Source organism: Streptomyces sp. NBC_00433 (assembly GCA_036015235.1).
In the GTDB taxonomy this organism is placed as follows: Bacteria; Actinomycetota; Actinomycetes; order Streptomycetales; family Streptomycetaceae; genus Actinacidiphila.
In genome coordinates, this window is the sequence record CP107926.1 from 2,809,981 (window position 1) to 2,831,492 (window position 21,512).

24 protein-coding genes are annotated in these 21,512 nt (G+C 72.5%); 6 read left to right on the forward strand and 18 right to left on the reverse strand.

What is annotated here, in order from left to right; genetic code table 11:
* Positions 1-102 precede the first annotated feature (102 nt).
* Positions 103-510 carry a helix-turn-helix transcriptional regulator gene (locus OG900_11600; protein WUH90677.1) on the forward strand — a complete coding sequence of 136 codons (408 nt, stop codon included), beginning with the start codon at positions 103-105 and terminating at the stop codon, positions 508-510.
* Here the strand turns inward: OG900_11600 and mutM are convergent.
* The 9 genes from mutM to OG900_11645 form a co-directional block, all read right to left on the reverse strand.
* The gene (gene mutM / locus OG900_11605; protein WUH90678.1) at positions 483-1,349 is read right to left on the reverse strand and encodes a bifunctional DNA-formamidopyrimidine glycosylase/DNA-(apurinic or apyrimidinic site) lyase; all 867 of its coding nucleotides are present in this window, start codon (positions 1,347-1,349) and stop codon (positions 483-485) included. The two genes, OG900_11600 and mutM, sit on opposite strands and share 28 nt — an antisense overlap.
* Positions 1,350-1,819: 470 nt before the next feature.
* Entirely contained in the window at positions 1,820-2,569 is a 750-nt protein-coding gene (gene rnc, locus OG900_11610; protein ID WUH90679.1) for a ribonuclease III, read from the reverse strand.
* 19 nt (positions 2,570-2,588) lie between these two features.
* A complete protein-coding gene (gene rpmF / locus OG900_11615; GenBank protein ID WUH90680.1) occupies positions 2,589-2,762 on the reverse strand; it encodes a 50S ribosomal protein L32 in 174 nt (57 codons plus the stop codon).
* 2 nt (positions 2,763-2,764) lie between these two features.
* A complete protein-coding gene (locus OG900_11620) occupies positions 2,765-3,388 on the reverse strand; it encodes a DUF177 domain-containing protein (GenBank protein WUH95715.1) in 624 nt (207 codons plus the stop codon).
* A 150-nt stretch (positions 3,389-3,538) separates the two neighbouring features.
* On the reverse strand, positions 3,539-4,690 hold the full coding sequence (locus OG900_11625; GenBank protein ID WUH90681.1) for an ATP synthase F0 subunit B: 1,152 nt from the start codon (positions 4,688-4,690) through the stop codon (positions 3,539-3,541).
* Positions 4,691-4,700: 10 nt separating this feature from the next.
* Positions 4,701-5,180: a pantetheine-phosphate adenylyltransferase gene (gene coaD, locus OG900_11630; protein ID WUH90682.1), complete on the reverse strand. Its 480-nt coding sequence runs from the start codon at positions 5,178-5,180 to the stop codon at positions 4,701-4,703.
* Between the two features lie 23 nt (positions 5,181-5,203).
* A complete protein-coding gene (rsmD, locus tag OG900_11635; protein ID WUH90683.1) occupies positions 5,204-5,785 on the reverse strand; it encodes a 16S rRNA (guanine(966)-N(2))-methyltransferase RsmD in 582 nt (193 codons plus the stop codon).
* Between the two features lie 98 nt (positions 5,786-5,883).
* On the reverse strand, positions 5,884-8,094 hold the full coding sequence (recG, locus tag OG900_11640) for an ATP-dependent DNA helicase RecG (GenBank protein WUH90684.1): 2,211 nt from the start codon (positions 8,092-8,094) through the stop codon (positions 5,884-5,886).
* A 39-nt stretch (positions 8,095-8,133) separates the two neighbouring features.
* A complete protein-coding gene (locus tag OG900_11645) occupies positions 8,134-10,512 on the reverse strand; it encodes a DAK2 domain-containing protein (GenBank protein ID WUH90685.1) in 2,379 nt (792 codons plus the stop codon).
* Positions 10,513-10,919: 407 nt separating this feature from the next.
* On the opposite strand from OG900_11645, the gene rpmB reads away from it, so the two are divergent.
* On the forward strand, positions 10,920-11,105 hold the full coding sequence (rpmB, locus tag OG900_11650) for a 50S ribosomal protein L28 (GenBank protein ID WUH90686.1): 186 nt from the start codon (positions 10,920-10,922) through the stop codon (positions 11,103-11,105).
* 121 nt (positions 11,106-11,226) lie between these two features.
* Here rpmB and thiD read toward each other — a convergent pair whose 3' ends face one another.
* Entirely contained in the window at positions 11,227-12,039 is an 813-nt protein-coding gene (gene thiD / locus OG900_11655) for a bifunctional hydroxymethylpyrimidine kinase/phosphomethylpyrimidine kinase (protein WUH90687.1), read from the reverse strand.
* Positions 12,036-13,001 (reverse strand): thiamine-phosphate kinase, encoded by a 966-nt coding sequence (locus tag OG900_11660; protein ID WUH90688.1) that lies wholly within the window; start codon positions 12,999-13,001, stop codon positions 12,036-12,038. The genes thiD and OG900_11660 overlap by 4 nt, the downstream gene beginning before the upstream one ends.
* Before the next feature lie 158 nt (positions 13,002-13,159).
* On the opposite strand from OG900_11660, the gene OG900_11665 reads away from it, so the two are divergent.
* Together OG900_11665 and OG900_11670 are read left to right on the forward strand one after the other, a co-directional pair.
* On the forward strand, positions 13,160-13,393 hold the full coding sequence (locus OG900_11665) for an Lrp/AsnC ligand binding domain-containing protein (protein WUH90689.1): 234 nt from the start codon (positions 13,160-13,162) through the stop codon (positions 13,391-13,393).
* Between the two features lie 20 nt (positions 13,394-13,413).
* Entirely contained in the window at positions 13,414-13,896 is a 483-nt protein-coding gene (locus OG900_11670) for a DUF3515 domain-containing protein (GenBank protein WUH90690.1), read from the forward strand.
* A gap of 48 nt (positions 13,897-13,944) precedes the next feature.
* On the opposite strand, the gene OG900_11675 is transcribed toward OG900_11670, so the two are convergent.
* The 3 genes from OG900_11675 to OG900_11685 are packed head-to-tail and all read right to left on the reverse strand — an operon-like array spanning position 13,945 to position 16,865.
* Complete coding sequence (locus OG900_11675; GenBank protein ID WUH90691.1) at positions 13,945-15,132, reverse strand: D-alanine--D-alanine ligase; 1,188 nt, start codon at positions 15,130-15,132, stop codon at positions 13,945-13,947.
* A gap of 12 nt (positions 15,133-15,144) precedes the next feature.
* Positions 15,145-16,146 (reverse strand): NAD(P)-dependent glycerol-3-phosphate dehydrogenase, encoded by a 1,002-nt coding sequence (locus tag OG900_11680; protein WUH90692.1) that lies wholly within the window; start codon positions 16,144-16,146, stop codon positions 15,145-15,147.
* A complete protein-coding gene (locus OG900_11685) occupies positions 16,143-16,865 on the reverse strand; it encodes a 1-acyl-sn-glycerol-3-phosphate acyltransferase (protein ID WUH90693.1) in 723 nt (240 codons plus the stop codon). The genes OG900_11680 and OG900_11685 overlap by 4 nt, the downstream gene beginning before the upstream one ends.
* Positions 16,866-16,993: 128 nt before the next feature.
* Here OG900_11685 and cofC point away from each other — a divergent pair, with 128 nt between their 5' ends.
* Positions 16,994-17,620: a 2-phospho-L-lactate guanylyltransferase gene (gene cofC, locus OG900_11690; GenBank protein WUH95716.1), complete on the forward strand. Its 627-nt coding sequence runs from the start codon at positions 16,994-16,996 to the stop codon at positions 17,618-17,620.
* A 256-nt stretch (positions 17,621-17,876) separates the two neighbouring features.
* Entirely contained in the window at positions 17,877-18,095 is a 219-nt protein-coding gene (locus OG900_11695; GenBank protein ID WUH90694.1) for a hypothetical protein, read from the forward strand.
* A gap of 123 nt (positions 18,096-18,218) precedes the next feature.
* Here the strand turns inward: OG900_11695 and OG900_11700 are convergent, their stop codons facing one another.
* From OG900_11700 to leuC, 4 genes are all read right to left on the reverse strand, one after another.
* Positions 18,219-18,824, reverse strand: a complete 606-nt coding sequence (locus tag OG900_11700; protein WUH90695.1) for an HU family DNA-binding protein — start codon at positions 18,822-18,824, stop codon at positions 18,219-18,221.
* 132 nt (positions 18,825-18,956) lie between these two features.
* Positions 18,957-19,181: a hypothetical protein gene (locus tag OG900_11705; protein WUH90696.1), complete on the reverse strand. Its 225-nt coding sequence runs from the start codon at positions 19,179-19,181 to the stop codon at positions 18,957-18,959.
* Between the two features lie 189 nt (positions 19,182-19,370).
* Positions 19,371-19,964, reverse strand: a complete 594-nt coding sequence (gene leuD, locus OG900_11710; GenBank protein WUH90697.1) for a 3-isopropylmalate dehydratase small subunit — start codon at positions 19,962-19,964, stop codon at positions 19,371-19,373.
* Positions 19,965-19,969: 5 nt separating this feature from the next.
* Complete coding sequence (gene leuC, locus OG900_11715; GenBank protein ID WUH90698.1) at positions 19,970-21,394, reverse strand: 3-isopropylmalate dehydratase large subunit; 1,425 nt, start codon at positions 21,392-21,394, stop codon at positions 19,970-19,972.
* Positions 21,395-21,512: the final 118 nt, after the last annotated feature.

Consider the following 21,512-nt stretch of genomic DNA (forward strand, 5'->3'; position numbering starts at 1 on the left):
CGAGGCTCGCGAGCGCAGACGGGCGCGCACGGTCGCTCGCAGGCGCTCACGGAACGAAAGCGCCATCCGCTGGGCAGCGCTGTGCCGCGGTAGGCTCCCGCCATGGCTGAGGTGATCGAGGAGGCCGCGCGTGCGGGCGGCGAGGACGTGTTCGACGTCTTCGCGAAGGACTGCCCCTCGCGCACCACGCTGGCGCATGTGACCGGGCGCTGGGGAAGCCTCACGCTGGGCGCGCTGCGGGAGGACACCCTGCGCTTCAACGAGCTGCGGCGGCGGGTCGACGGGGTCAGCGAGAAGATGCTCTCCCAGACGCTGCACGCGCTGGAGCGCGACGGCCTGGTCGTCAGGGACGCCCGGCCGACGAATCCGCCGCACGTCGAATACCGGCTCACCGAACTCGGCGCGGACACCGCGGACCGGCTGCTCGCGCTGATCGGCCTGGTCGAGGAGCGGATGCCGGACGTGCTCGCCGCCCAGCGGGCCTACGACGCGGTGCGCGGCACCGGCTGACAGCGCGGGCAGAAGTAGCTCGACCTGTTCATCCACGCGCGGCGCCTGATCGGCGTACCGCAGCGGCGGCAGGGCTCGTCCTCCCGGCCGTACGCGTCCAGCGACCGGTCGAAGTAGCCCGACTCGCCGTTCACGTTGACATACATGCTGTCGAAGCTGGTGCCGCCGGCGGCCAGCGCGTCGCCCATCACCTCGCGGATGTGCCGGACCAGCTCCGCGGTACGGGGGCGGGTCAGGCCGGCGGTCGGGCGCTCGTAGTGCAGCTTGCTGCGCCACAGCGCCTCGTCGGCGTAGATGTTGCCGACCCCGCTGATCAGGCTCTGGTCGAGGAGCGCGCGCTTCACGGTGGTGCGCTTGCGGCGCAGGGCCGCGTGGAAGGCGTCCTCGTCGAATTCCGGGTCCAGCGGGTCCCGGGCGATGTGGCTCAGCGCCTGCGGCAGGCCTTCCGGGTCCCCCGGCACCGTCTCCTGGAGCGACAGCCCGCCGAAGGTCCGCTGGTCCACGAACCGCAGGTCCGTACCGTCGCCGTCGGCGAAGGTGAACAGGACGCGCAGGTGCGGTTCCGGCGGCGCGTCTGCCGGGCGGATCAGGAACTGCCCGCTCATGCCCAGGTGGGCGAGCATGGCCGCGTCTCCCGTGACCGGGAGCCACAGGTATTTGCCCCTGCGGTGCGGCTCGCCGAGTTTCGTGCCGCGCAGCCGGGCGGCGAAGTCCTCGGCCCCCGCCGCGTGGCGCCTGACGGCACGCGGATGCAAGACCCGCACCGTCTCGACGGTGCGGCCTGCGGCCCAGCTCGCCAGTCCCCGCCGCACCACTTCCACTTCCGGCAGCTCCGGCATGCCCTTCCCTCCACGAAAACGGCCCCCTTCCGGGGGTGCCCTTCCGGGCCAGCGGTGCCTCTGCGGTCCCCTCCCGCGAGGGGATGCCCCCAGGGGCGCGGGGAACTGCGCGCTCAGCCACCCACCGGCCGGTGATCCCGAGCGTAGCGAGATGGGGGTACCCCCAGGCGAAGCTCTGGGGGAGGACCGAACAGCCCCTTCGGGCCGGTGACGACCCGCGCGCCCGGTGGGGGCTTGTCGCGCAGTTCCCCGCGCCCCTAAAAAGCACCGCCCTACGCAGAGGCACCGCTGGACCCTCACAGCGCTGAAAAGCGCCGCCTTAGCCGGCGACAAGGCAGATTCTCCGCGCCCAAAGGCGCAACCCCCGCCGCGGCGGAGCCGCAGAACCCCCGCGCCCGGAGGGGCGCCGCCCGACGCGGAGGCACCGCGGGACCCCCGCGGCCGGGGGCGCACCCCGGGAGGGGATGCGGTCAGCTCGCGGCGGCGGAGGTTTTGCGGATGGAGCGCCAGGCGGCCTCGGCCGCCTGCTGCTCGGCTTCCTTCTTGCTGCGGCCGGTGCCGGTGCCGTACTCGACACCACCGACGCGGGCGGCAGCCGTGAAGGTCTTCTCGTGGTCGGGGCCCGACTCGGAGACGACGTATTCGGGTACGCCGAGGCTCTCGCTCGCGGTCAGCTCCTGGAGGCTGGTCTTCCAGTCCAGGCCCGCGCCCAGGTTGGAGGACTCCTCGATGAGCGGGTCGAAGAGCCGGTGGACCAGCTCGGAGGCCGCTTCGAGGCCCTGGTCGAGATAGATGGCACCGATCACCGCTTCGAGGGTGTCCGCGAGGATCGACGCCTTGTCCCGCCCGCCGGTGCCCTCTTCGCCACGGCCCAGGCGGATGAACGCGCCGAGGTCGAGACCCCGGCTGACGCCCGCGAGCGCTCGCGAGTTGACCACCGCGGCCCGCAGCTTGGCCAGTTGGCCTTCCGGCAGGTCGGGGTGGGTGCGGTAGAGGGTGTCGGTGACCACCAGGCCGAGCACGGAGTCCCCGAGGAACTCCAGGCGCTCGTTGGTGGGCAGCCCGCCGTTCTCGTACGCGTACGAGCGGTGGGTGAGCGCACGCACCAGAAGGGCGGGCTCGAGGTGATACCCGAGCCGCCCTTCCAGAAGCGTGTGGGACGAGGCTGTTTCCGTCGCGGCGTCCGTCGCGGCCTGCTTCGGCGCTGAGGCGTCTGACATGGAGCCTGTCACCTGCCGATCAGACGTCGAGGACCTGACGGCGGTTGTAGGTGCCGCAGTTGGGGCACGCGATGTGCTGCAGCTTGGGCTCGTGGCAGCGCTCGCACGCCACCAGGCTCACGGGCGCAGCCTTCCACTGCGAACGGCGGTGGCGCGTGTTGCTGCGCGACATCTTCCGCTTGGGAACAGCCACGGCTACTTCTCCTGATCGTCGTCGGAGCCGTTTCCGGCACCGTTCTGCTGGGTCGTCGGATCCACGGTGAGATCCTGCAGGGCCGCCCACCGGATGTCGGTGACCGCGTGGTGGTGGTCCGGGTCGTCGGCGAGCCGGGCTCCACAGGTGGAGCACAGGCCCGCGCAGTCCTCCCGGCACACCGGCTGCATGGGCAGTGCGAGCACCACCGCGTCTCGCAGCACGGGTTCGAGGTCGAAGAGATCGTCCTCTAGTTCGAGCGCGTCCTCGTCCTCGGCGTCGTCACCGGCTTCGTCCCTGCGGGCGGTCCGGGTGTCGGCGTCGGGGTAGGAGAACATCTCCTGGAATTCCGCGTCCAGCTCGCGCTCGACGGGCTCCAGACACCTTACGCACTCCCCCGTGACCGGTGCATGGGCGGTGCCGGTGACCAGCACACCCTCCATGACCGACTCCAGGCGGAGGTCCAGCTCCACGGTCGCGCCCTTGGGCACCCCGATGACGTCGGCGATGCCGAGGTCGTCGGGGGCCGGCACCGAGCGGGAGACCTTCTTCATCGCGCCCGGACGCCTGCCCAGCTCGTGTGTGTCGAACACGAGCGGGTTGCGGTGGTCAAGGCGGGTGTTCAGGGCTCCTGCTTTCCTCGGTTCACGGCCTGCCGCGTCCCTTGCGGGCGGGCAGGCAGAAGCGCCGGCGATTCACACGGCTGGAAGTGACAGGATACTGGACGCGCAGCCCCCGCCCAAACGGAGCAGGGCGGGGCTGCCGCGGCGGGCCGGTCAGCGGCCCTGTTCCAGCTCCCGCAGCCGGTTGAGGTCGATCATCCCGGTGTCGAAGAAGCTGGTCTCGTCCAGCGCCGCGGCCGGCTGCGGATATCCCTGGCCCTGCTGCTGGTACGGGATCTGCGGCGGATACTGCTGCTGGTCGTAGCCGGGCTGCTGCTCGTAGCCCTGCTGTCGGCCGTAGTCGTAGCCCTGGTCCTGGCCGTAGCCCGGCTGCGGGGCGTACGGGTCCGCGTAGCCGGCCTGCTGGGCGTATTCCTGCTGCTGGTAGCCGTCGCCGGTCTCCTGGACGTAGCCCGGCTGCGGGTAGGCGTCCTGCTGGTAGCCGTAGGCCGGCTCCTGCTGGGGCTCGGCGGGCTGCTGCTGCGGGTCGTAGCCGTACTGCGCCAGGTCGGCCTGCTCGGGCGCGGGGGCGGCGAGGCCCGCCAGGTAGTCGGCGTCGGACTGCTGGTGGTGGTGCTGCGGGTCGGCGTCGACACCGTCGGCCGCGGCGATCTGCGCGGCCAGGTCGTCGATCGGGTTGTGCCCGGTGAGCTTGAGCCGGCCGCGGCCGACCGCCTCCAGTGTCTTGGTGAGCACCGCCTCGAAGGCGCCGAGCTTGGTGTCGACGTAGTCGTCGGCGCGGCGGCGCAGCGTCTCGGGGTCGGTGCTGCGCTCCGGGGCGTCCGGGTCGTCCTCGGCGTAGCCCTGGTCGTCGAAGTCGGGGTGGCGGCCGAGCAGCTTCTCGCGGCCGCGGTCGACCGAGCCGATGGTCTTGGTGAGGACCACCTCGAAGTTGGCGAGCTTGCTGTCGACGTAGTCGTCGGCCTCGGCGCGGATCTCGTCCGCCTCGCGGCGGGCCTCGGCGACGATCCGGTCGGCCTCGTCCTTGGACTGCCGGGCGACATGAGTGTCGGAGACCAGCGAACCGCGTTCGGCGTGGGCCGACTCGATGATCCGCCGGGCCTCCGCCCTGGCCTGTTCGACCATCTGCTCACGGTCGCCGAGCAGGTCCTCGGCCTGGGCGAGGGAGTCGGGCAGCGCGGCGGACACCTCGTCGAGCATGGCGAGCAGCTCGGCCCGGTTCACCACGCAGGAGGCCGACATCGGCATCGACCGGGCGTTCGCCACGGTGGCCGCGATCTCATCGAGCTTCTTCTGGACGTCCACGCCGAAGACTCTAGCGCTGACGCAGCTTGGTGTTCAGTGCCTCGAGGACCGGGGACGGCACCAAGTGCGAGATGTCCCCGCCCCATTGGGCGACTTCCTTCACAAGGGACGAGGACAGGAAGCTGTAGGCGGGATTGGTGGGCACGAACAGCGTCTCCACGCCGGACAGGCCGATGTTCATCTGCGCCATCTGCAGCTCGTAGTCGAAGTCGCTGACCGCCCGCAGGCCCTTGACGATGGCCGGGATGTCGCGCTGCTTGCAGAAGTCCACCAGCAGCCCGTGGAAGGACTCCACCTCCACATTGCCGAGGTCCGCGGTGACCTCCTGGATCAGCGCGATCCGCTCGTCGACGGCGAAGAGTCCCTGCTTGGACTGGTTGATCATCACCGCGACATGCACGACGTCGTACAGCCGGGAGGCACGGGCGATGATGTCGAGGTGTCCGTTGGTGATCGGGTCGAAGGACCCGGGACAGACTGCGCGGCGCATTGCTGGCTCCTCGCTCTGCGGGCTCATGACCCGGCGGTAACTTGGGCGGCGCGACCGTACCAAAGAGTCGCCTCGCCGTACCGCCGGGAGCGCAGCTCCTCGAAGCCCGCCGGCCAGTCGAAGTCACCGCCCCTGGTCCTGCGTTCCACGGTGACCAGTGTGTCGGGCGCGAGCCAGCCGCCGGCCAGGAGTGTGAGCAGAATCTCCCGCAGGTCCTCGCCGGGGGTGTCGTAGGGCGGGTCGAGGAAGACCACGTCGTACGGCTCGGCGGGCGGCGGTCCCGCGACCACCTTCTCGGCCTTCCCGGCCCGCACCTCGGCGCCCGGCAGGCCGATCGCCGCGGCATTCTCCCGGATCGTACGGGCCGCCCGCGGGTCGGCCTCGGCCAGCAGCACATGGGCGGCGCCGCGCGACAGCGCTTCGAGGCCGACCGCGCCGGAGCCCCCGTAGAGGTCCATGACCCTGGCGCCCGCGAGGGTGCCGCGCAGCGACTGCAGCGTCGAGAAGAGGCCTTCCTTGGCCCGGTCCGAGGTCGGCCGGGTGGCGGTGCCGGGCGGTACGGCAAGCCGCCGGCCGCCGGCCGCTCCGGCGATCACGCGCGTCATCTGCTGCCCACCCTTCGCCTTCGCCTCACCCTTCGCACCCTATCCGGCCTGGGGCGGTCGGCTCCCGCGGCGGCCCGCCTCCCGTCCCGGGCCGTGCCTCAGCCCTTGTCGAGGTACTGCTCGCGGTCGGCGTCCAGCAGGCTGTCCAGGGCGCTGCGCAGGTCGGGGTGGGCGGCCAGCTCGGGGTCGGCGGCGACCACGGCGACGGCCTCCTGCCTGGCCTGCTCGATGACCTCCCGGTCCTCGATCACCGTCAGCATCCGCAGCGACGACCGGCTGCCGGACTGCGCCTGGCCCAGCACATCGCCCTCGCGGCGCTGCTGGAGGTCGATCTCGGACAGCTCGAAGCCGTCCAGGGTGCCGGCCACCGCGTCGAGCCTGCCGCGCGCCGGGCTCGCCTCGGGCGCCTCGGAGACCAGCAGGCACAGGCCGGCGGCGGAACCGCGGCCGACCCGGCCGCGCAGCTGGTGCAGCTGCGAGACGCCGAACCGGTCCGCGTCCATGATCACCATGGCGGTGGCATTGGGCACGTTCACCCCGACCTCGATCACCGTGGTGGCCACCAGCACGTCCACCTCGCCGGCCGCGAAGCGCCGCATCACGTCGTCCTTCGCGTCCGGGGCCATCCGCCCGTGCAGCACCTCGACCCGCAGCCCGCTCAGCGGTCCCGCGGCGATCTGCTCGGCGATCTCCAGCACCGCGAGCGGCGGCCTGCGCTCGGCGTCGTCGGCCTTCTTCGCCGCGGCCTTGGCGTCCTCGTCGTCGCCGATCCGCGGGCACACCACATACGCCTGGTGCCCGCCCTCGACCTCCTCGCGCAACCGCTCCCAGGCCCGGCTGAGGAAGTGCGGCTTCTCCGCCGCCGGTACGACATGGGTCGCGATCGGCGAACGCCCGGCGGGCAGCTGGTCGAGCACCGAGGTCTCCAGGTCGCCGAAGACGGTCATCGCGACCGTCCGCGGGATCGGTGTGGCGGTCATCACCAGCAGATGCGGCGGCTGCGGCGCCTTGGCCCGCAGCGCGTCGCGCTGCTCGACGCCGAAGCGGTGCTGCTCGTCCACCACGACGAGCCCCAGGTCGTGGAATCTGACCTTGTCCTCGATCAGCGCGTGGGTGCCCACCACGATCCCCGCCTCGCCCGTCACCAGGTCGAGCAGCGCCTGCCGGCGGGCGGCGGTGCCCATCGAGCCGGTCAGCAGCACCACCTTCGTGCCCAGCTCGGAGCCGCCGAGCATGCTCGCGGGCTCCGCCAGCTCGCCCATCATCTCGGTGATCGACCGGTGGTGCTGCTGTGCGAGCACCTCGGTCGGCGCCAGCATCGCGGCCTGCCCGCCCGCGTCGACCACCCCGAGCATCGCGCGCAGCGCCACCAGGGTCTTGCCGGAGCCGACCTCGCCCTGGAGCAGCCGGTGCATCGGGTGGTCGGTGGCCAGGTCGGCGAAGACCTCGTCGGACACGGTGTGCTGGCCGTCGGTGAGGGTGAAGGGCAGCTTCGCGTCGAAGGCGGCGAGCAGCCCGTCGGCGGCCGGGCGGCGCGGCACCGCGGGCAGCGCGGACTCCGCGGCCCGCCGCCGGGCCAGCGCCACCTGGAGCACGAAGGCCTCGTCCCAGCGCAGCCGGTCCCTGGCCGCGGCGATGTCGGCCTTCGACCGCGGCCGGTGCACCTTCTCCAGCGCCTCGGGCAGCGGCGCGAGACCGCGTGCCGCGCGCAGCTCCTCGGGCAGCGGCTCGCCGACGCCCGCCCAGCCGGTGGCCGCCAGCGAGTTGAGCGCGGTCTCGACGGCCTGCGCGATCTTCCACGAGGTGATCTGCTTGCACGCCGGATACAGCGGGATCAGCCGGTTGGCGAAGGCGTCGACCGCCGCCTCGCCCGCGTCGTCCGCGTCGTCCGCGTCCAGCAGCTGGTAGTCGGGGTGGGCGAGCTGCCGGGTCCGGTTGAAGACCGACACCTTGCCGGAGAACATCCCGCGGCGGCCCGGGATCAGCCGGTGCGCGTGCGCGTGGGCGGCCTTGCTGAAGAAGACCAGCGTCAGCGACCCGCTGCCGTCGCTGACGACGACTTCGAGGCGTACGCCCGAGCCGCCGCCGTACGTCCGCTTGTCGGCCTTGGAAATCTGCGCCACCACGGTCACGTGCTCGTCGACCGGGAGGTCGGCCAGCCGCGTCAGCTCCCCGCGCTCGGCATATCGGCGCGGGTAGTGGTGCAGCAGGTCACCTGTGGTGTGCAGGTCGAGATGCTCGCCGAGCACCTTGGCGGTGCGGTCGCCGACGAGCTTGCGCAGCGGTTCGTCCAACGGGTTGCCAGTCATCGCCTCCCATCTTGGCGCACGCCCCTGACAAACCGGCGGCTACTCCACGCCGATCAGCAGCGGGCAGGACGCCTGCCCGCCGTCGTACGTCACCGTGTCCACCGCCAGGTGCCGGTCGCGGACGTGCGACTCCAGGCGGACCGCGAGCCCCGGCGGCGCGGTGGCGCCCAGCACGAGGGTGACCATCTCGCCGCCCGCCGCCAGCATCCTGTCCAGTACGTGGACGGCGGTGTCCACGACGTCGGCGCCGATCACGGCCACGTCGCCGTCGATCAGCCCGAGGACGTCGCCGGCCTGGCAGACGCCCGCCATCGTCCACGACTCGCGCTCGGCGACGGTCACCTCCGCGTAGCGCGTGGCGCCGGCCGCGGACGTCATCGCGACGACGTCCTCGTCGAAGCGGCGGGACGGCTCGTGGACGGCCAGCGCGGCGATCCCCTGGACCGCGGACCGGGTCGGGATCAGCGCGACCCGCACCCCGTCCGCACGGGCCTGCTCCACGGCGGCGGCGGCCGCGTGCCGCAGCTCCGTGTCGTTCGGCAGCAATATCACTTCGCGTGCGTGCGCCCGACGGATCGCGGCGGCGATCTCACCGCTCGCCAGCTGCTCACCAGCCCGCAGGGCGACCACGGTGGCGCCGGCCTGCGCGCACAGCTCCGCCATCCCGTCCCCCCGCACGACCGCCACGATCGCCCGCTCGTGCGGCCCCGCCCCGCGGCGCACCTGCTCCCCGAAATGCGTGACGCGAATCCGGTACGGCCGCCCGGCCTCGATCCCCGCCTCGATGGCGGCCCCCACGTCGTCGACGTGCACATGCACATTCCACAACCCGTCCCCGCCGACCACGACGAGCGAGTCCCCGAGCCGGTCGAGCCGGGCTCGCAGCCGAGCGATTTTCGCGGCGTTCGCCGCTTCGAGCAGGTAGATCACCTCGTAGGCGGGCCCGCCTACGGCCTGGCAGTCCTCTGGCCCGCCGGCCGTGGCGACTCGGGGGGGCGCGCCCCCCGGGGCCCCTGCCGGGGCGGGGCGGTGGGGTGCGCCCACCGGGGCGCCTGCGGCACCCGCGTCCGCCGCGGAGGCCGTCCGGCCGCCCGGCAGGTCGGGGGCGGGCGGTGCGCCCGCGCCGGTGGCGGCCGTTGGCCTGCCGGCCTGGGCGGGGCGGTGGGGGGCGCCCACCGGGGCGCCGACGGGATCCGCGTCCGCCGCGGAGGGCGCCCGGCCGCCCGGCAGGGCGGGGCCGGGGGGTGCGCCCGGGGCGCCGGTGGCGGCCGGTGGGCTGCCCGCCTGGGCGAGGCCGGGGGGTGGGCCCGGTGGGGCGCCGACGGTGCCCGAGTCTGTAGCGGAGACTGTCCGCCCGCCCGGCGGGGTGGGGGCGGGCGGTGCGGCCGCGCCGGTGGCGGCCGTTGGCCTGCCGGCCTGGGCGGGGCCGTGGGATGCGCCCGGTGGGGCGCCTGCGGCACCCGCGTCCGCGGCGGAGGCCGTCCGGCCGCCGGGCGGGGCTCCGGCGGGATCCGAGTTCGTTGCGGTGGCCGCCGTACGCCTACCCGTCTGGGCGGAACGGGGTGGTGTGCCTGCCGGGGCACCCGCGTCTGTGCCCAAGGCGGCCGGTGGCCCGCCGGCCTGGGCCGGGGGGCGGGGCGCGCCAGTCGCCAGGATGCTGGTGGGATCCGCGTCTGCGGCGGGGGGCGTCCACTCGGCGCCCGCCGTGGGTGGGGTCGTGCGGAAGGATGTGCCGGCTCCCGGGGTGGTGGCCGTGTGCATCGGGGTGTCGCCCGTTACCGCGTCGGACAGGGCCGCCAGTACGGCGACCAGGCCGAGGCCGCCGGCGTCCACGACGCCCGCGCTGCGCAGGACGCCGAGTTGGCCGGGGGTCGCCGCCAGGGCCGCGCGGGCGCCGGTGTGGGCCGCGCGCACCACCTCGGCGAGGTCGCCGACCGTCGCTTCCGCCGCGCTCGCCGCGGCGCTCGCCACGGTGAGCATCGTGCCCTCGGCGGGGTGGGCGACAGCCTCGTACGCCGAGTCCGCGGCCGACCGCAGCGCGCGGCGCAGCGCGTTGGCGTCCGGGCCGCCGGCGGCCTCGGCCAGCGGTTCGTTCATGCCGCGCAGCAACTGCGCCAGGATCGTGCCGGAATTGCCGCGGGCACCGATGAGGGCGCCGTGGGACATCGCCCGGAAGGCCTCGGGCAGCGTCGGACCGCCCGCCGTACCCGCGGCCGGGTCGGCCGTCGCGTGGGCGTCGAAGACGGCTTCCACGCTTTGCGCGGCCGACTCGACGGTCAGGTAGAGGTTCGTGCCGGTGTCGCCGTCGGCGACGGGGAAGACGTTGATCGCGTCGATCTCTTCGCGGGCGCGGCCCAGTGCGGCGAGGGTGAGCCGGCACCAAGTGCGCACCGTGGGTGCGTCGAGCGAGGGCGGCACGAATCCTCCTGCGGAGAGCGATTTCTCCGCCCGAGCGTAGTCGTCTTCGGGGTGCCCCCGGGTCTGCCCCGTTCCCGGGGCGCCGGGACCCTTCCCGGTGGGGCCGGTCTCGCGGTTCCCCGAGCCCCTGAGGGCCTGCGCCCTGCGGCGCGTTGCTCGGCCGCGGCCGCGTCGTGGCTTGGCGCGCAGTTCCCCGCGCCCCTGAGGGCCTGCCCCTTGCGGCGCGTTGCCTGACCGCCGCCGCGTCGTGGCTTGGCGCGCCCCCGGAAAACGCTCGCCATGGGGAAAGGGCGGGGTGGGAGCGTGGTAGTTTCGTGGCATGGGAGCAGTCGTTGTATGCTGCTCCGGTTGCCTGGGGCTCTCCCGGGCTTTTCCTCGTAAATGTATCTGAAGTCTTGGAGTGTCCCGTGGCTGCCAACTGCGACGTCTGCGGCAAGGGGCCGGGCTTCGGCAACAGCATTTCCCACTCGCACCGCCGTACCCCGCGTCGTTGGAACCCCAACATCCAGCGGGTGCGTGCAGTCGTGGGGAAGACGCCGAAGCGGCTCAATGTCTGCACCTCGTGCATCAAGGCCGGCAAGGTCTCGCGCTAGCGAGTGACCCCCCTCCGCCCTCAGGGGCGGAAGGGACCCGGTCCGCGCTGACGCGTCATCTCGCAGCGGCGCAGCCTTCCGGCTCCGGAGAAGCCGGTCCACCTTCGGGTGGGCCGGCTTTTCAGCGTGCTCTGAAGGCGTGGCCGTGGTCGACAGGGCCGATGCCGGCGCCCAGGGGGAAGCCGGCCGCGATGGCAGCGGTGACGTAGGTCTTCGCCAGGCCGACGGCGGTGGGGACGTCGTGGCCGAGGGCGAGGTACGAGGCCAGCGCGCTGGCCAGCGTGCAGCCGGTGCCGTGGGTGTGGCGGGCGGGGTGGCGCGGGGCGCGGAACCAGCGCTCGGTGCGGCCGTCGGAGAGCAGGTCGGCGGACTCGGCGGTGCCGGGCAGGTGGCCGCCCTTGATCAGGGCCCAGCGCGGGCCGCAGGCCAGGACGGCGTCGGCGGCGGCCCGCATGCCCTGCTCGTCGGTGACGGTGACGCCGGTGAGCCGGGTGACCTCGTCGAGGTTGGGTGTGGCGACGGTGGCCAGCGGCAGCAGCCTGGTGCGTACGACGTCGGGTGCGTCGCCGCGCAGCAGGGCGTCGCCGTGCTTGGAGACGCCGACCGGGTCGACGACGACGGGGGCGTCGAGGCCGGTGAGCAGGTCGGCGACGGTGCCGGCCAGTTCGGCGGAGGCGAGCATGCCGGTCTTGACGGCCTGCACCCCGATGTCGTCGACGACGGCCCTGAACTGGGCGCGTACCGCTTCGGGCGGCAGGTCCCAGGTGCCGTGCACGCCGAGCGAGTTCTGCGCGGTCACGGCGGTGATCACGCTCATGCCGTGGACGCCGAGGGCGAGCATCGTCTTGAGGTCGGCCTGGATGCCGGCACCGCCGCCGGAGTCGGATCCGGCGACGGTGAGCACGCGCGGGGGCGCGGCGGGCGGGATGCTCACGCGTCGTCGCCGAAGTGGTCCCAGCCGCCCGCCTTCTCCCAGGGCGCACCGTCGACGGTGACCTGCGGGGTGCGGCCTGCCGGTGCGGTGACCTTGCCGATGACCCGCCAGCGGGCGGGCAGTTTCACGTCGGGCGGGAAGGCGGCGACGATGGCGTGGTCCTCGCCGCCGGTGAGCACCCAGTGCAGCGGGTCGACGCCGACGGCCTGCCCGATGTCGGTCATCTGCGCGGGTACGTCGACGGCGGCGGACCGCAGGTCGATGTCGGCGCCGCTGGCGGTGGCGATGTGGCCGAGGTCGGCGACCAGGCCGTCGCTGACGTCGGTCATGGCGGTGGCGCCGAGTTCCGCCGCCGCGGGGCCCGCGTGGTAGGGGGGTTCGGGGCGGCGGTGGGCCTCGACGAAGGCGCGCGGAGAGCGGAAGCCGCGGGACAGGACGGCGAGTCCGGCGGCGGACCAGCCGAGCCAGCCGGTGACGGCGATGACGTCGCCGGGGCGGGCCCCCGACCGGGTGACGGCGGCCCGGTTGCGGAGGTCGCCGAGGGCGGTGACGGCCACGGTGATGGTGTCGCCGCGTACGACGTCGCCGCCGACGACGGCCGCGCCGGCGACCTGGCACTCGTCGCGGATGCCGTCCATCAGCTCGATCGGCCAGGTGGCGGGGAGTTCGGCGGGCACGACGAGGCCGAGCAGCACGGCGGTGGGGACGGCGCCCATGGCGGCGATGTCCGCAAGGTTCTGCGCGGCGGCCTTGCGGCCGACGTCGTAGGCGGTGGACCAGTCGCGGCGGAAGTGCCGGCCCTCGACCAGGATGTCGGTGCTGGCCACCACCCGCCGATCGGGCGCGGTGATGACGGCGGCGTCGTCACCGGGGCCGATTTTCACGGCCGGGGTCGAGGTGAGGCGGGAGGTCAGTTCCCTGATGAGCCCGAACTCCCCCAACTCGCCCACAGTCCCCTTCATCTCATCGTCCCCTTAGGTCTCGGCATTCGCCGGTTCTGCTGAGTGTTTCCCGTCAATACGGGGGTCAGGTACCGCGCGGGTCTCCCCGCTGTGCGCGACGACGCGATAACGTGGCGTCCCCCTTCCCACATGATCCTCGTAGCCGCCCTGGAGGTTCCGTGGTACAGGCCTACATCCTGATCCAGACCGAGGTCGGCAAGGCCTCGGCAGTAGCGGAGGTGATCTCCAAGATCGACGGCGTCATGCAGGCCGAGGACGTCACGGGCCCCTATGACGTGATCGTCAGGGCCCAGGCGGACACGGTCGACGAACTCGGCCGGATGGTGGTCGCCAAGGTTCAGCAGGTGGACGGCATCACCCGAACCCTCACCTGTCCCGTCGTCCATATCTAGCCCCCCGATATGCTCGCCCGGTGGCGCTGTATCACCGGGTCGTCCTCATCAACGTGTCCGCCGTCGCGTGCCTTGCCGCGGCGGCGGCCTACGGTTTCGCCATGTCCGGAGGCGGCGACGGCACCGTCGCCGTGCCGGTTCCCGACGCGCGGACGGCCGGCTACTGCCGTGCGCTGCACGACGCGCTGCCGCAGCAGGTGGTGGGGCTCTCCCGGCATGACCTGCGACCGCGCTCCGAGCTGATCACCGGATGGGGGGACCCGGCGATCGTACTGCGCTGCGGGGTGCCACGACCGCTGGTGGACAACAATCCCGAGGCCGACGGCGTCGATGTCGACGGGGTCGGCTGGTCGGTCGAGCACGGCTCAGGCGGGTCGCTGCTGCTCACCACGACGCTGCGGCAGGCGTACGTCGAGGTGTCGCTGCCGCAGGAGTACGCCGGCGATCTCGGTCCGCTGACCGATCTCGCCGGCGCCGTCAAGAAGACGATCCCGGAGCTGTGACCTGCCGCCTCGGGCGGCGCGCAGCCGCTGCCGTGCCGCAGGGACGTTTCAGCGCAGTCCGGTGGAGCGGCGCAGTGCCGCCTGGATGAGCCGGTCGACCAGTTCGGGGTAGTCGACGCCGCTCTCCTGCCACATCCGCGGGTACATCGAGATCGGGGTGAAGCCCGGCATGGTGTTGATCTCGTTGATCACGAACTCGCCGCTGTCGAGCAGGAAGAAGTCCGCGCGCACGAGTCCCTCGCAGGAGGCGGCCTCGAAGGCGGCGACGGCGAGCCGCTGCACCTCGGCGGTCTGCTCGGGGGTGAGCGGCGCGGGCACGATGCCCTCGGCCGAGTCGATGTACTTCGCCTCGAAGTCGTAGAAGGCGTGCGTGGTGACCGGCGGGATCTCGGCGGGCACCGAGGCCCGCGGCCCTTCCTCGAACTCCAGCACCCCGCACTCGATCTCGCGGCCGCGCAGCAGCGCCTCGACGACGAGCTTCGGGTCGTGCCTGCGGGCCTCGGCGATGGCCGCGTCCAGCCCTTCAGGACCGTCGACCTTGCTGATACCGAAGGAGGAGCCGCCGCGGGCGGGCTTCACGAACAGCGGCCAGCCGTGTTCCGCGGCGAAGCCGACGAGGCGGTCGCGGACCGCGGCCGGGTCGCGGTCCCACTCCCGCGGGCGGACCACGGTGTAGGGGCCGACGGCCAGGCCGAAGGAGGTGAAGATCCGCTTCATGTACTCCTTGTCCATGCCGACGGCGGAGGCGAGCACGCCAGCGCCGACGTAAGGGACGCCGGACAGTTCGAGCAGCCCTTGCAGGGTGCCGTCCTCGCCGTAGGGGCCGTGCAGCAGCGGGAAGACGACGTCGACCTCGCCGAGTGCCTTGGGGACGGCGCCGGTCTCGGTGTAGACGACCTCGCGGTTGGCCGGGTCGACGGGGAGGACGACGGCGCCCTCCTCGTCGGTGACCTGCTCCACGGTGGGCATCGTGCGGTCGGTGATGGCCATCCGGTCGGGGGCGTCGGCGGTGAGCGCCCAGCGGCCCTCGCTGGTGATGCCGATCGGCAGGACGTCGTATTTGGTGCGGTCGATGGCGCGCAGCAGGCTCGCCGCGGTCACCACCGAGACACCGTGCTCGGAGCTGCGGCCGCCGAAGACGACGGCGACCCGCGGCTTGCGTGCGTAACCGGACGGCGCCGGGCGGGCGGCGCTCTCGTCGGGTCCCGGACTCTGGGAAGAAGGCAGGTTGCTCATGTCGCGTTGACCTTACCTTTCGGACTTCGCGGAGCGTGACATCAACTCCCGCACGGCCACGACCGGCGGTTTTCCGTTGTGCACGATATCGACCACGGTCTCAGTGATCGGCATGTCCACGCCGTGGCGGCGGGCGAGATCGGCCACCGATTCGCAGGACTTGACGCCCTCCGCGGTCTGCCGGGTGACGGCGATCGTCTCGGTGAGGCTCATGCCGCGGCCGAGGTTGGTGCCGAAGGTGTGGTTGCGGGACAGCGGTGACGAGCAGGTGGCGACCAGGTCGCCCATGCCGGCCAGGCCCGCGAAGGTGTGCGCGTCGGCGCCCATCGCCAGGCCGAGCCTGGTGGTCTCGGCCAGGCCCCGGGTGATCAGCGACGCCTTGGTGTTGTCGCCGAGCCCCATGCCGTCGGCGATGCCGACGGCCAGGCCGATCACGTTCTTGACCGCGCCGCCGAGTTCGCAGCCGACGACGTCGGTGTTGGTGTACGGGCGGAAGTACGCGGTGTGGCACGCGGTCTGGATGCGGCGGGCGACGGCGTCGTCCCGGCAGGCGACGACGGAGGCGGCGGGCTGCCGGTCGGCGATCTCCGGTGCCAGGTTGGGCCCGGACAGCACGGCGACCCGGTCCGGCCCGGTCTTGGCGACCTCCTCGATCACCTCGCTCATCCGCTTGGCGGTGCCGAGCTCGACGCCTTTCATGAGGCTGACCAGCACCGCGTCGCCGCGCAGCAGCGGCGCCCACTCGGCGAGGTTGCCGCGCAGGGTCTGCGAGGGCACGGTGATGAAGACCAACTCGGCGTCGTGCGCGGCCTCTGCCGGGTCGGCGGTGGCGGTGACGGACGCGGGCAGTTCCAGGTCGGGGTGGTATTCCGGGTTGCGCCGGGTGGTGTTGATCGCGTCGACCAGGGCCTGCCTGCGGCCCCACAGCGACACCTGGCATCCGGCGTCGGCGAGCACCATCGCGAAGGCGGTGCCCCAGGAGCCGGTGCCGTAGACCGCGCAGCGCGCCGTCACTTGCCCTCCCGTGCCCTGCGCGGGTCGTAGAGCCCGGCGGGTGCGGGCTCGCCGCGCAGCTCCGCGAGCAGTTCGGTCACGCTGCGCATGATGGTCTCGGTGACCGCGCGCAGCGTCTCGGCGGTGGGCTCCTGGCCGTAGAAGGCGTCGAGGTCGACGGGCGGTCCCGCCAGCACGCGCAGCGTCTTGCGGGGGAAGAGGCGGAACTTCTTCTCCTTGGCATACGGCGGCATTGCCTCGTTGGCGCCCCACTGGGCGACCGGGATAACGGGGGCCTTGGTGAGCAGGGCGACCCGGGCGATTCCGGTCTTGGAGACCATCGGCCACATCTCGGGGTCGCGGGTGAGGGTGCCTTCCGGGTAGAAGGCCACGCACTCGCCGGCCTCGATCGCGGCGACCGCGGCGCGGAAGGCGTTGGCGGCGTCGGTGGTCTCCCGGAAGACCGGGATCTGGCCGGTGCCGCGCAGCATCGTGCCGACGAAGAACGGCTTGAACAGTGCGGCCTTGGCCAGGAAGCGCGGCACCCGGCCGGTGTTGTACTGGAAATGCGCGTACGACAGCGGGTCGAGGTACGAGTTGTGGTTCACCGCCGTGATGAATCCTTCGTCGGCGGGAATGTGTTCCATTCCCTGCCAATCCCGCTTGAACAGCACAATGAGCGGCGGTTTCGCGATGACAGCCGCCAGGCGGTACCAGAAACCGATTCTGCGGCGGGACACCCGGACTCCTCTACGTTGCGATGGCGCTGCCGCTCAGCATCGCGGCTACCAGAGACTAACGCCAGGTCTCGGGCCGCCGGGGGGCACCTCTGACACTCGGTGACAATGGTGGGGTGGATCTGACGGCGATGTGGTCGCTCGTGGTGCCGCTCAAGCCGCTGGCCGTGGCCAAGAGCAGGCTGGCGGAGGCGGCGGGGCCGGTACGCCCGGCGCTGGCGCTGGCTTTCGCGCTCGACACGGTGGCCGCCGTGCTGGCGTGCGCGGAGGTGGCGGATGTCACGGTCGTCACCGACGATCCGACGGCGGGCGCCGAAGTGGCGGGGCTGGGGGCCTTCGTGGTGGCCGACGTGCCGGCGGCCGGGCTGAACGCGGCGCTGCGGTACGGCGCCGGCCTCGTACGGCAGCGGCGCCCGTCGGCGTGGGTCGGCGCGCTGAACGGCGATCTCCCGGCCTTGCGGCCCGCCGAGCTGGGCGAGGTGCTCAGGGAGGCCGCACGGCTGCCGGGGCGGGCATTCCTGGCCGATACGGCCGGTCCCGGGACAACCTTGCTCACCGCGTCGCCCGGCGTGGCGCTCTCCCCCGGCTTCGGCGGCGCCTCGCGGGCCCGCCACCTGGCGTCGGGGGCACGCGAGATCACGCTTCCGGGGGTGTCTTCCGTGCGGCAGGACGTGGACACCGCGGCGGACCTGGACGCGGCGCGCGCGCTCGGCCTCGGCCCGCGGACCGCGCTGCTCTTCCCGGCCCGCACCGCGTGACGCCGGGCGGCACCGTGTGACACCCGCCGGCGCCCGCACCGCCCGGCACCGGAAGCCGGTACGCCAGGCCCAAGCCCTCAGGGCTGTCCCGCTGATCCCCGGCGGGCGCGCGACGACATCTACGGCACCTCGCCGCGTTGTCGGGCTCGCCCGAACACGACCCGGTATGAGGGCGACCCTTCGCCTTGCGATGTACCGCATCTGACGCCGCGCGCTGGTCCACCGCGGATTACGGGACAGCCCATAGGCTGGTGCCATGCAAGCGACGGCGTTCACCTTTGACCCCGGCACCCGGGCGGGCAGTGTGCTGCTGGACGACGGGACGCCGGTGGCGTTCGACGCCGCGGCCTTCGACGCGGGCGGCCTGCGGCTGCTGCGGGTGGGCCAGCGGGTGCGGATCCGCACCGAGGGCGAGGGCGACGCGCGGCGGGTGGTCTTCGTGACGCTGCAGACGTATCCGGACCCGGGCGCCTAAGCGCGGCGCGGGCGCGTCGGCCCGGTCCGGGACCGGGCGCGCGGCCGGCGGGAGAACGGCGCGGGCCGGTCCACCCCTTGCGGGGTGCCCGGCCCTTCGCGGCCGTCCGGCGGCGCCGGAGGTCTAGCTGGCGGCGGCCCGCTTGGCAGTGGTCTTGCGCGCCGCGGTCTTCTTGCCCGGCGTCTTCTTGGCGGTGGCCTTCTTGGCCGGGGCCTTCTTGGCCGCGGTCTTCTTCGCCGCCGCCTTCTTGGTGGTGGTCTTCTTGGCCGCGGTGGTCTTCTTCGCGACGGCCTTCTTCGCGGTGGTGGCCTTCTTGACGGCGGCCTTGCGGGCCGTGGTGGCCTTCTTGGCGGCGGCCTTCTTGGTGCTGGTCCGCGCGGTGGTGGAAGCACCACCGCTCAGGCTGCCCTTGGGGGCCTTCTTGACCGCGACCTCCCCGCCGCGCGGGAGCTTCTTGGCCCCGCTGACCAGGTCCTTGAAGCCCTGGCCCGCGCGGAACCGCGGCACGGAGGTCTTCTTGACCCTGACCCGCTCCCCGGTCTGGGGGTTGCGGGCGTAGCGGGCCGGGCGTTCGACCTTCTCGAACGAACCGAATCCGGTGACCGAGACCCGATCGCCGGAGACCGTCGCGCGGACGATCGCGTCGAGAACCGCGTCAACCGCGTCCGCGGCGGCCTGCCGGCCGCCCACCTTGTCGGCAATCGCTTCTACGAGCTGCGCCTTGTTCACGTCTTCCCCTTCGGAAACTTGCCCGGCGAATGAGTGCGGGCCTTTTCGCACGCTAGGCGGATATATACCGCAAATCAAATACGAAACGGGCGAATCACCCTTGTGCCGCAACGAACTCGGGGGCCTGCGTGATCAGCGATCGGGGATTCCGAGGTCGTCCAACTCGGCCGTCAACACGTCCAGACGGCGTGCCGCGTCGGCGAGATCGTGCTTCGCCGTGGCGGTCACCGCGAGCAGCCTGCGAGTCAACTCCCGCCTGGTCTCATCAGGGACTTCGGGATTGGCCACCCGCGTGTGCGCCTGCTTCAGACGCGCGGCGAGAACCCCGTAGAGCTGGAGTTGGCCGTCGCGTTCCATGGGTCGATTGTGCCATCTGCGGCGAGTTGTCGGCGGTGACAGGGCCAACCGGGTGTTCCGGGGGCCTTCCACCGGGCTTTTGGACGACCGGGAGAGCTCGTCCGACGTACGGGAATCGCCGCGGCGCGCGCACGCGGAAAGCGCCCCCCGCGAGTTCGCGAGGGGCGCTTCATGGCCTGGTGGGACGGGTCAGGCCCTGACGGTGCTGGGCTTGTGGGACGGCCGGTGGCTCTCGAAGGCGGCGATGTCCGCCTCGTTGGCCAGCGTCAGGCTGATGTCGTCCAGCCCTTCGAGCAGCCGCCAGCGGGCGTTGTCGTCCAGCTCGAACGGCGCGGTCACGCCCTCGGCGCGGACCTCGCGGTCCACCAGGTCCACGGTGACCTCGGCGGTCGGGTCGGCCTCGGCCAGCTGCCACAGCTGCTCGATGACCTCCTGCGGCAGCACCACCGTGAGCAGGCCGTTCTTGAGCGAGTTGCCGCGGAAGATGTCCGCGAAGCGAGACGAGAGCACGGTCTTGAAGCCGTAGTTCTGCAGCGCCCACACCGCGTGCTCGCGGGACGAGCCGGTGCCGAAGTCGGGTCCGGCGACCAGGACGGTGGCGCCCTTGCGCTCGGGGGCGTTGAGGACGAAGGACTCGTCCTTGCGCCAGGCCTCGAACAGCCCGTCCTCGAAGCCGTTGCGGGTGACCTTCTTGAGCCAGTGCGCCGGGATGATCTGGTCGGTGTCGACATTGCCGCGGCGCAGCGGCACGGCCCGGCCGGTGTGGGTGGTGAAGGCTTCCATCGGGCTCAGACCTCCGTCAGGACAGGGGCGTCGGACAGGTCGGCGGGCGAGGCGAGGTGGCCGAGCACCGCGGTGGCGGCGGCCACCTGCGGCGAGACCAGGTGCGTACGGCCGCCCTTGCCCTGCCGTCCTTCGAAGTTGCGGTTCGAGGTGGACGCGGAACGCTCGCCGGGCGCCAGTTGGTCGGGGTTCATACCCAGGCACATCGAGCAACCCGCGTGCCGCCATTCGGCGCCGGCCTCGGTGAACACCTTGTCCAGGCCCTCGTGCACGGCCTGCAGCGCGACCCGTACGGAACCGGGTACGACCAGCATCCGGACGCTGTCGGCGACCTTGCGGCCCTGCACGACGGACGCGGCGGCCCGCAGGTCCTCGATCCGGCCGTTGGTGCACGAGCCGACGAAGACGGTGTCCACGGCGACCTCGCGCAGCGGCTGCCCCGCGGTCAGGCCCATGTACTCCAGCGCCTTCTCGGCCGACAGCCGGTCGCCGGGGTCGGCGAAGGACGCCGGGTCGGGCACGGCCGCGCTCAGCGGCGCGCCCTGGCCGGGGTTGGTGCCCCAGGTGACGAACGGCGCCAGGCCGCCCGCGTCGATCCGCACCTCGTGGTCGAAGACCGCGTCCTCGTCGGTGTGCAGCGTCTTCCAGTACGCGAGCGCCGCGTCCCAGTCCGCGCCGGTGGGGGCGTGGTCGCGCCCCTCCAGGTAGTCGAAGGTGATCTGGTCGGGGGCGATCATGCCGGCCCGCGCGCCCGCCTCGATCGACATGTTGCAGATGGTCATCCGGGACTCCATCGACAGCTTCTCGATGGCGGAGCCGCGGTATTCGATGACATAGCCCTGGCCGCCACCGGTGCCGATCTGCGTGATCACTGCGAGGATCAGGTCCTTGGCGGTGACGCCGTCGGGCAGCTCGCCGTCGACGGTGACGGCCATGGTCCTGAAGGGGGCCAGCGGCAGCGTCTGGGTGGCCAGCACGTGCTCGACCTGGGAGGTGCCGATGCCGAACGCCAGCGCGCCGAAGGCGCCGTGGGTGGAGGTGTGGCTGTCGCCGCAGACCACGGTGGTGCCCGGCTGGGTCAGGCCCAGCTGCGGTCCCACCACGTGCACGACGCCCTGCTCGACGTCGCCGAGCGGGTGCAGCCGCACCCCGAACTCGGCGCAGTTCTTGCGCAGCGTCTCCAGCTGCGTGCGCGAGACCGGGTCGGCGATCGGCTTGTCGATGTCGAGGGTCGGGGTGTTGTGGTCCTCGGTGGCGATGGTGAGGTCCGTGCGGCGCACCTGCCGGCCGTTCATCCGCAGCCCGTCGAACGCCTGGGGGCTGGTCACCTCATGGAGGAGGTGGAGATCGATGAAGAGCAGATCGGGCTCGCCTTCGGCGCGGCGGACGACATGGTCGTCCCAGACTTTTTCCGCGAGTGTCCTACCCATCGCTGTCCCTCCGGCCCCGGCCTTCTTCGCCCCGGGCCAACTCGGTGTGTGTTCCGTTCCGCGCTGTGGTTCGCGCCGTGCTCCCAGCCTGACGGCTTCCGGGGAAAATTGAACTTGC

What these genes read in the sequence shown, in the direction of transcription:
- OG900_11600 (WUH90677.1), top strand. Translation starts at nt 103, where the DNA reads ATGGCTGAGGTGATCGAGGAGGCCGCGCGTGCGGGCGGCGAGGACGTG.
- mutM (WUH90678.1), bottom strand. Translation starts at nt 1,349, where the DNA reads ATGCCGGAGCTGCCGGAAGTGGAAGTGGTGCGGCGGGGACTGGCGAGC.
- rnc (WUH90679.1), bottom strand. Translation starts at nt 2,569, where the DNA reads ATGTCAGACGCCTCAGCGCCGAAGCAGGCCGCGACGGACGCCGCGACG.
- coaD (WUH90682.1), bottom strand. Translation starts at nt 5,180, where the DNA reads ATGCGCCGCGCAGTCTGTCCCGGGTCCTTCGACCCGATCACCAACGGA.
- rsmD (WUH90683.1), bottom strand. Translation starts at nt 5,785, where the DNA reads ATGACGCGCGTGATCGCCGGAGCGGCCGGCGGCCGGCGGCTTGCCGTA.
- recG (WUH90684.1), bottom strand. Translation starts at nt 8,094, where the DNA reads ATGACTGGCAACCCGTTGGACGAACCGCTGCGCAAGCTCGTCGGCGAC.
- OG900_11660 (WUH90688.1), bottom strand. Translation starts at nt 13,001, where the DNA reads ATGAAGGGGACTGTGGGCGAGTTGGGGGAGTTCGGGCTCATCAGGGAA.
- OG900_11675 (WUH90691.1), bottom strand. Translation starts at nt 15,132, where the DNA reads ATGAGCAACCTGCCTTCTTCCCAGAGTCCGGGACCCGACGAGAGCGCC.
- cofC (WUH95716.1), top strand. Translation starts at nt 16,994, where the DNA reads ATGTGGTCGCTCGTGGTGCCGCTCAAGCCGCTGGCCGTGGCCAAGAGC.
- OG900_11695 (WUH90694.1), top strand. Translation starts at nt 17,877, where the DNA reads ATGCAAGCGACGGCGTTCACCTTTGACCCCGGCACCCGGGCGGGCAGT.
- OG900_11705 (WUH90696.1), bottom strand. Translation starts at nt 19,181, where the DNA reads ATGGAACGCGACGGCCAACTCCAGCTCTACGGGGTTCTCGCCGCGCGT.
- leuD (WUH90697.1), bottom strand. Translation starts at nt 19,964, where the DNA reads ATGGAAGCCTTCACCACCCACACCGGCCGGGCCGTGCCGCTGCGCCGC.
- leuC (WUH90698.1), bottom strand. Translation starts at nt 21,394, where the DNA reads ATGGGTAGGACACTCGCGGAAAAAGTCTGGGACGACCATGTCGTCCGC.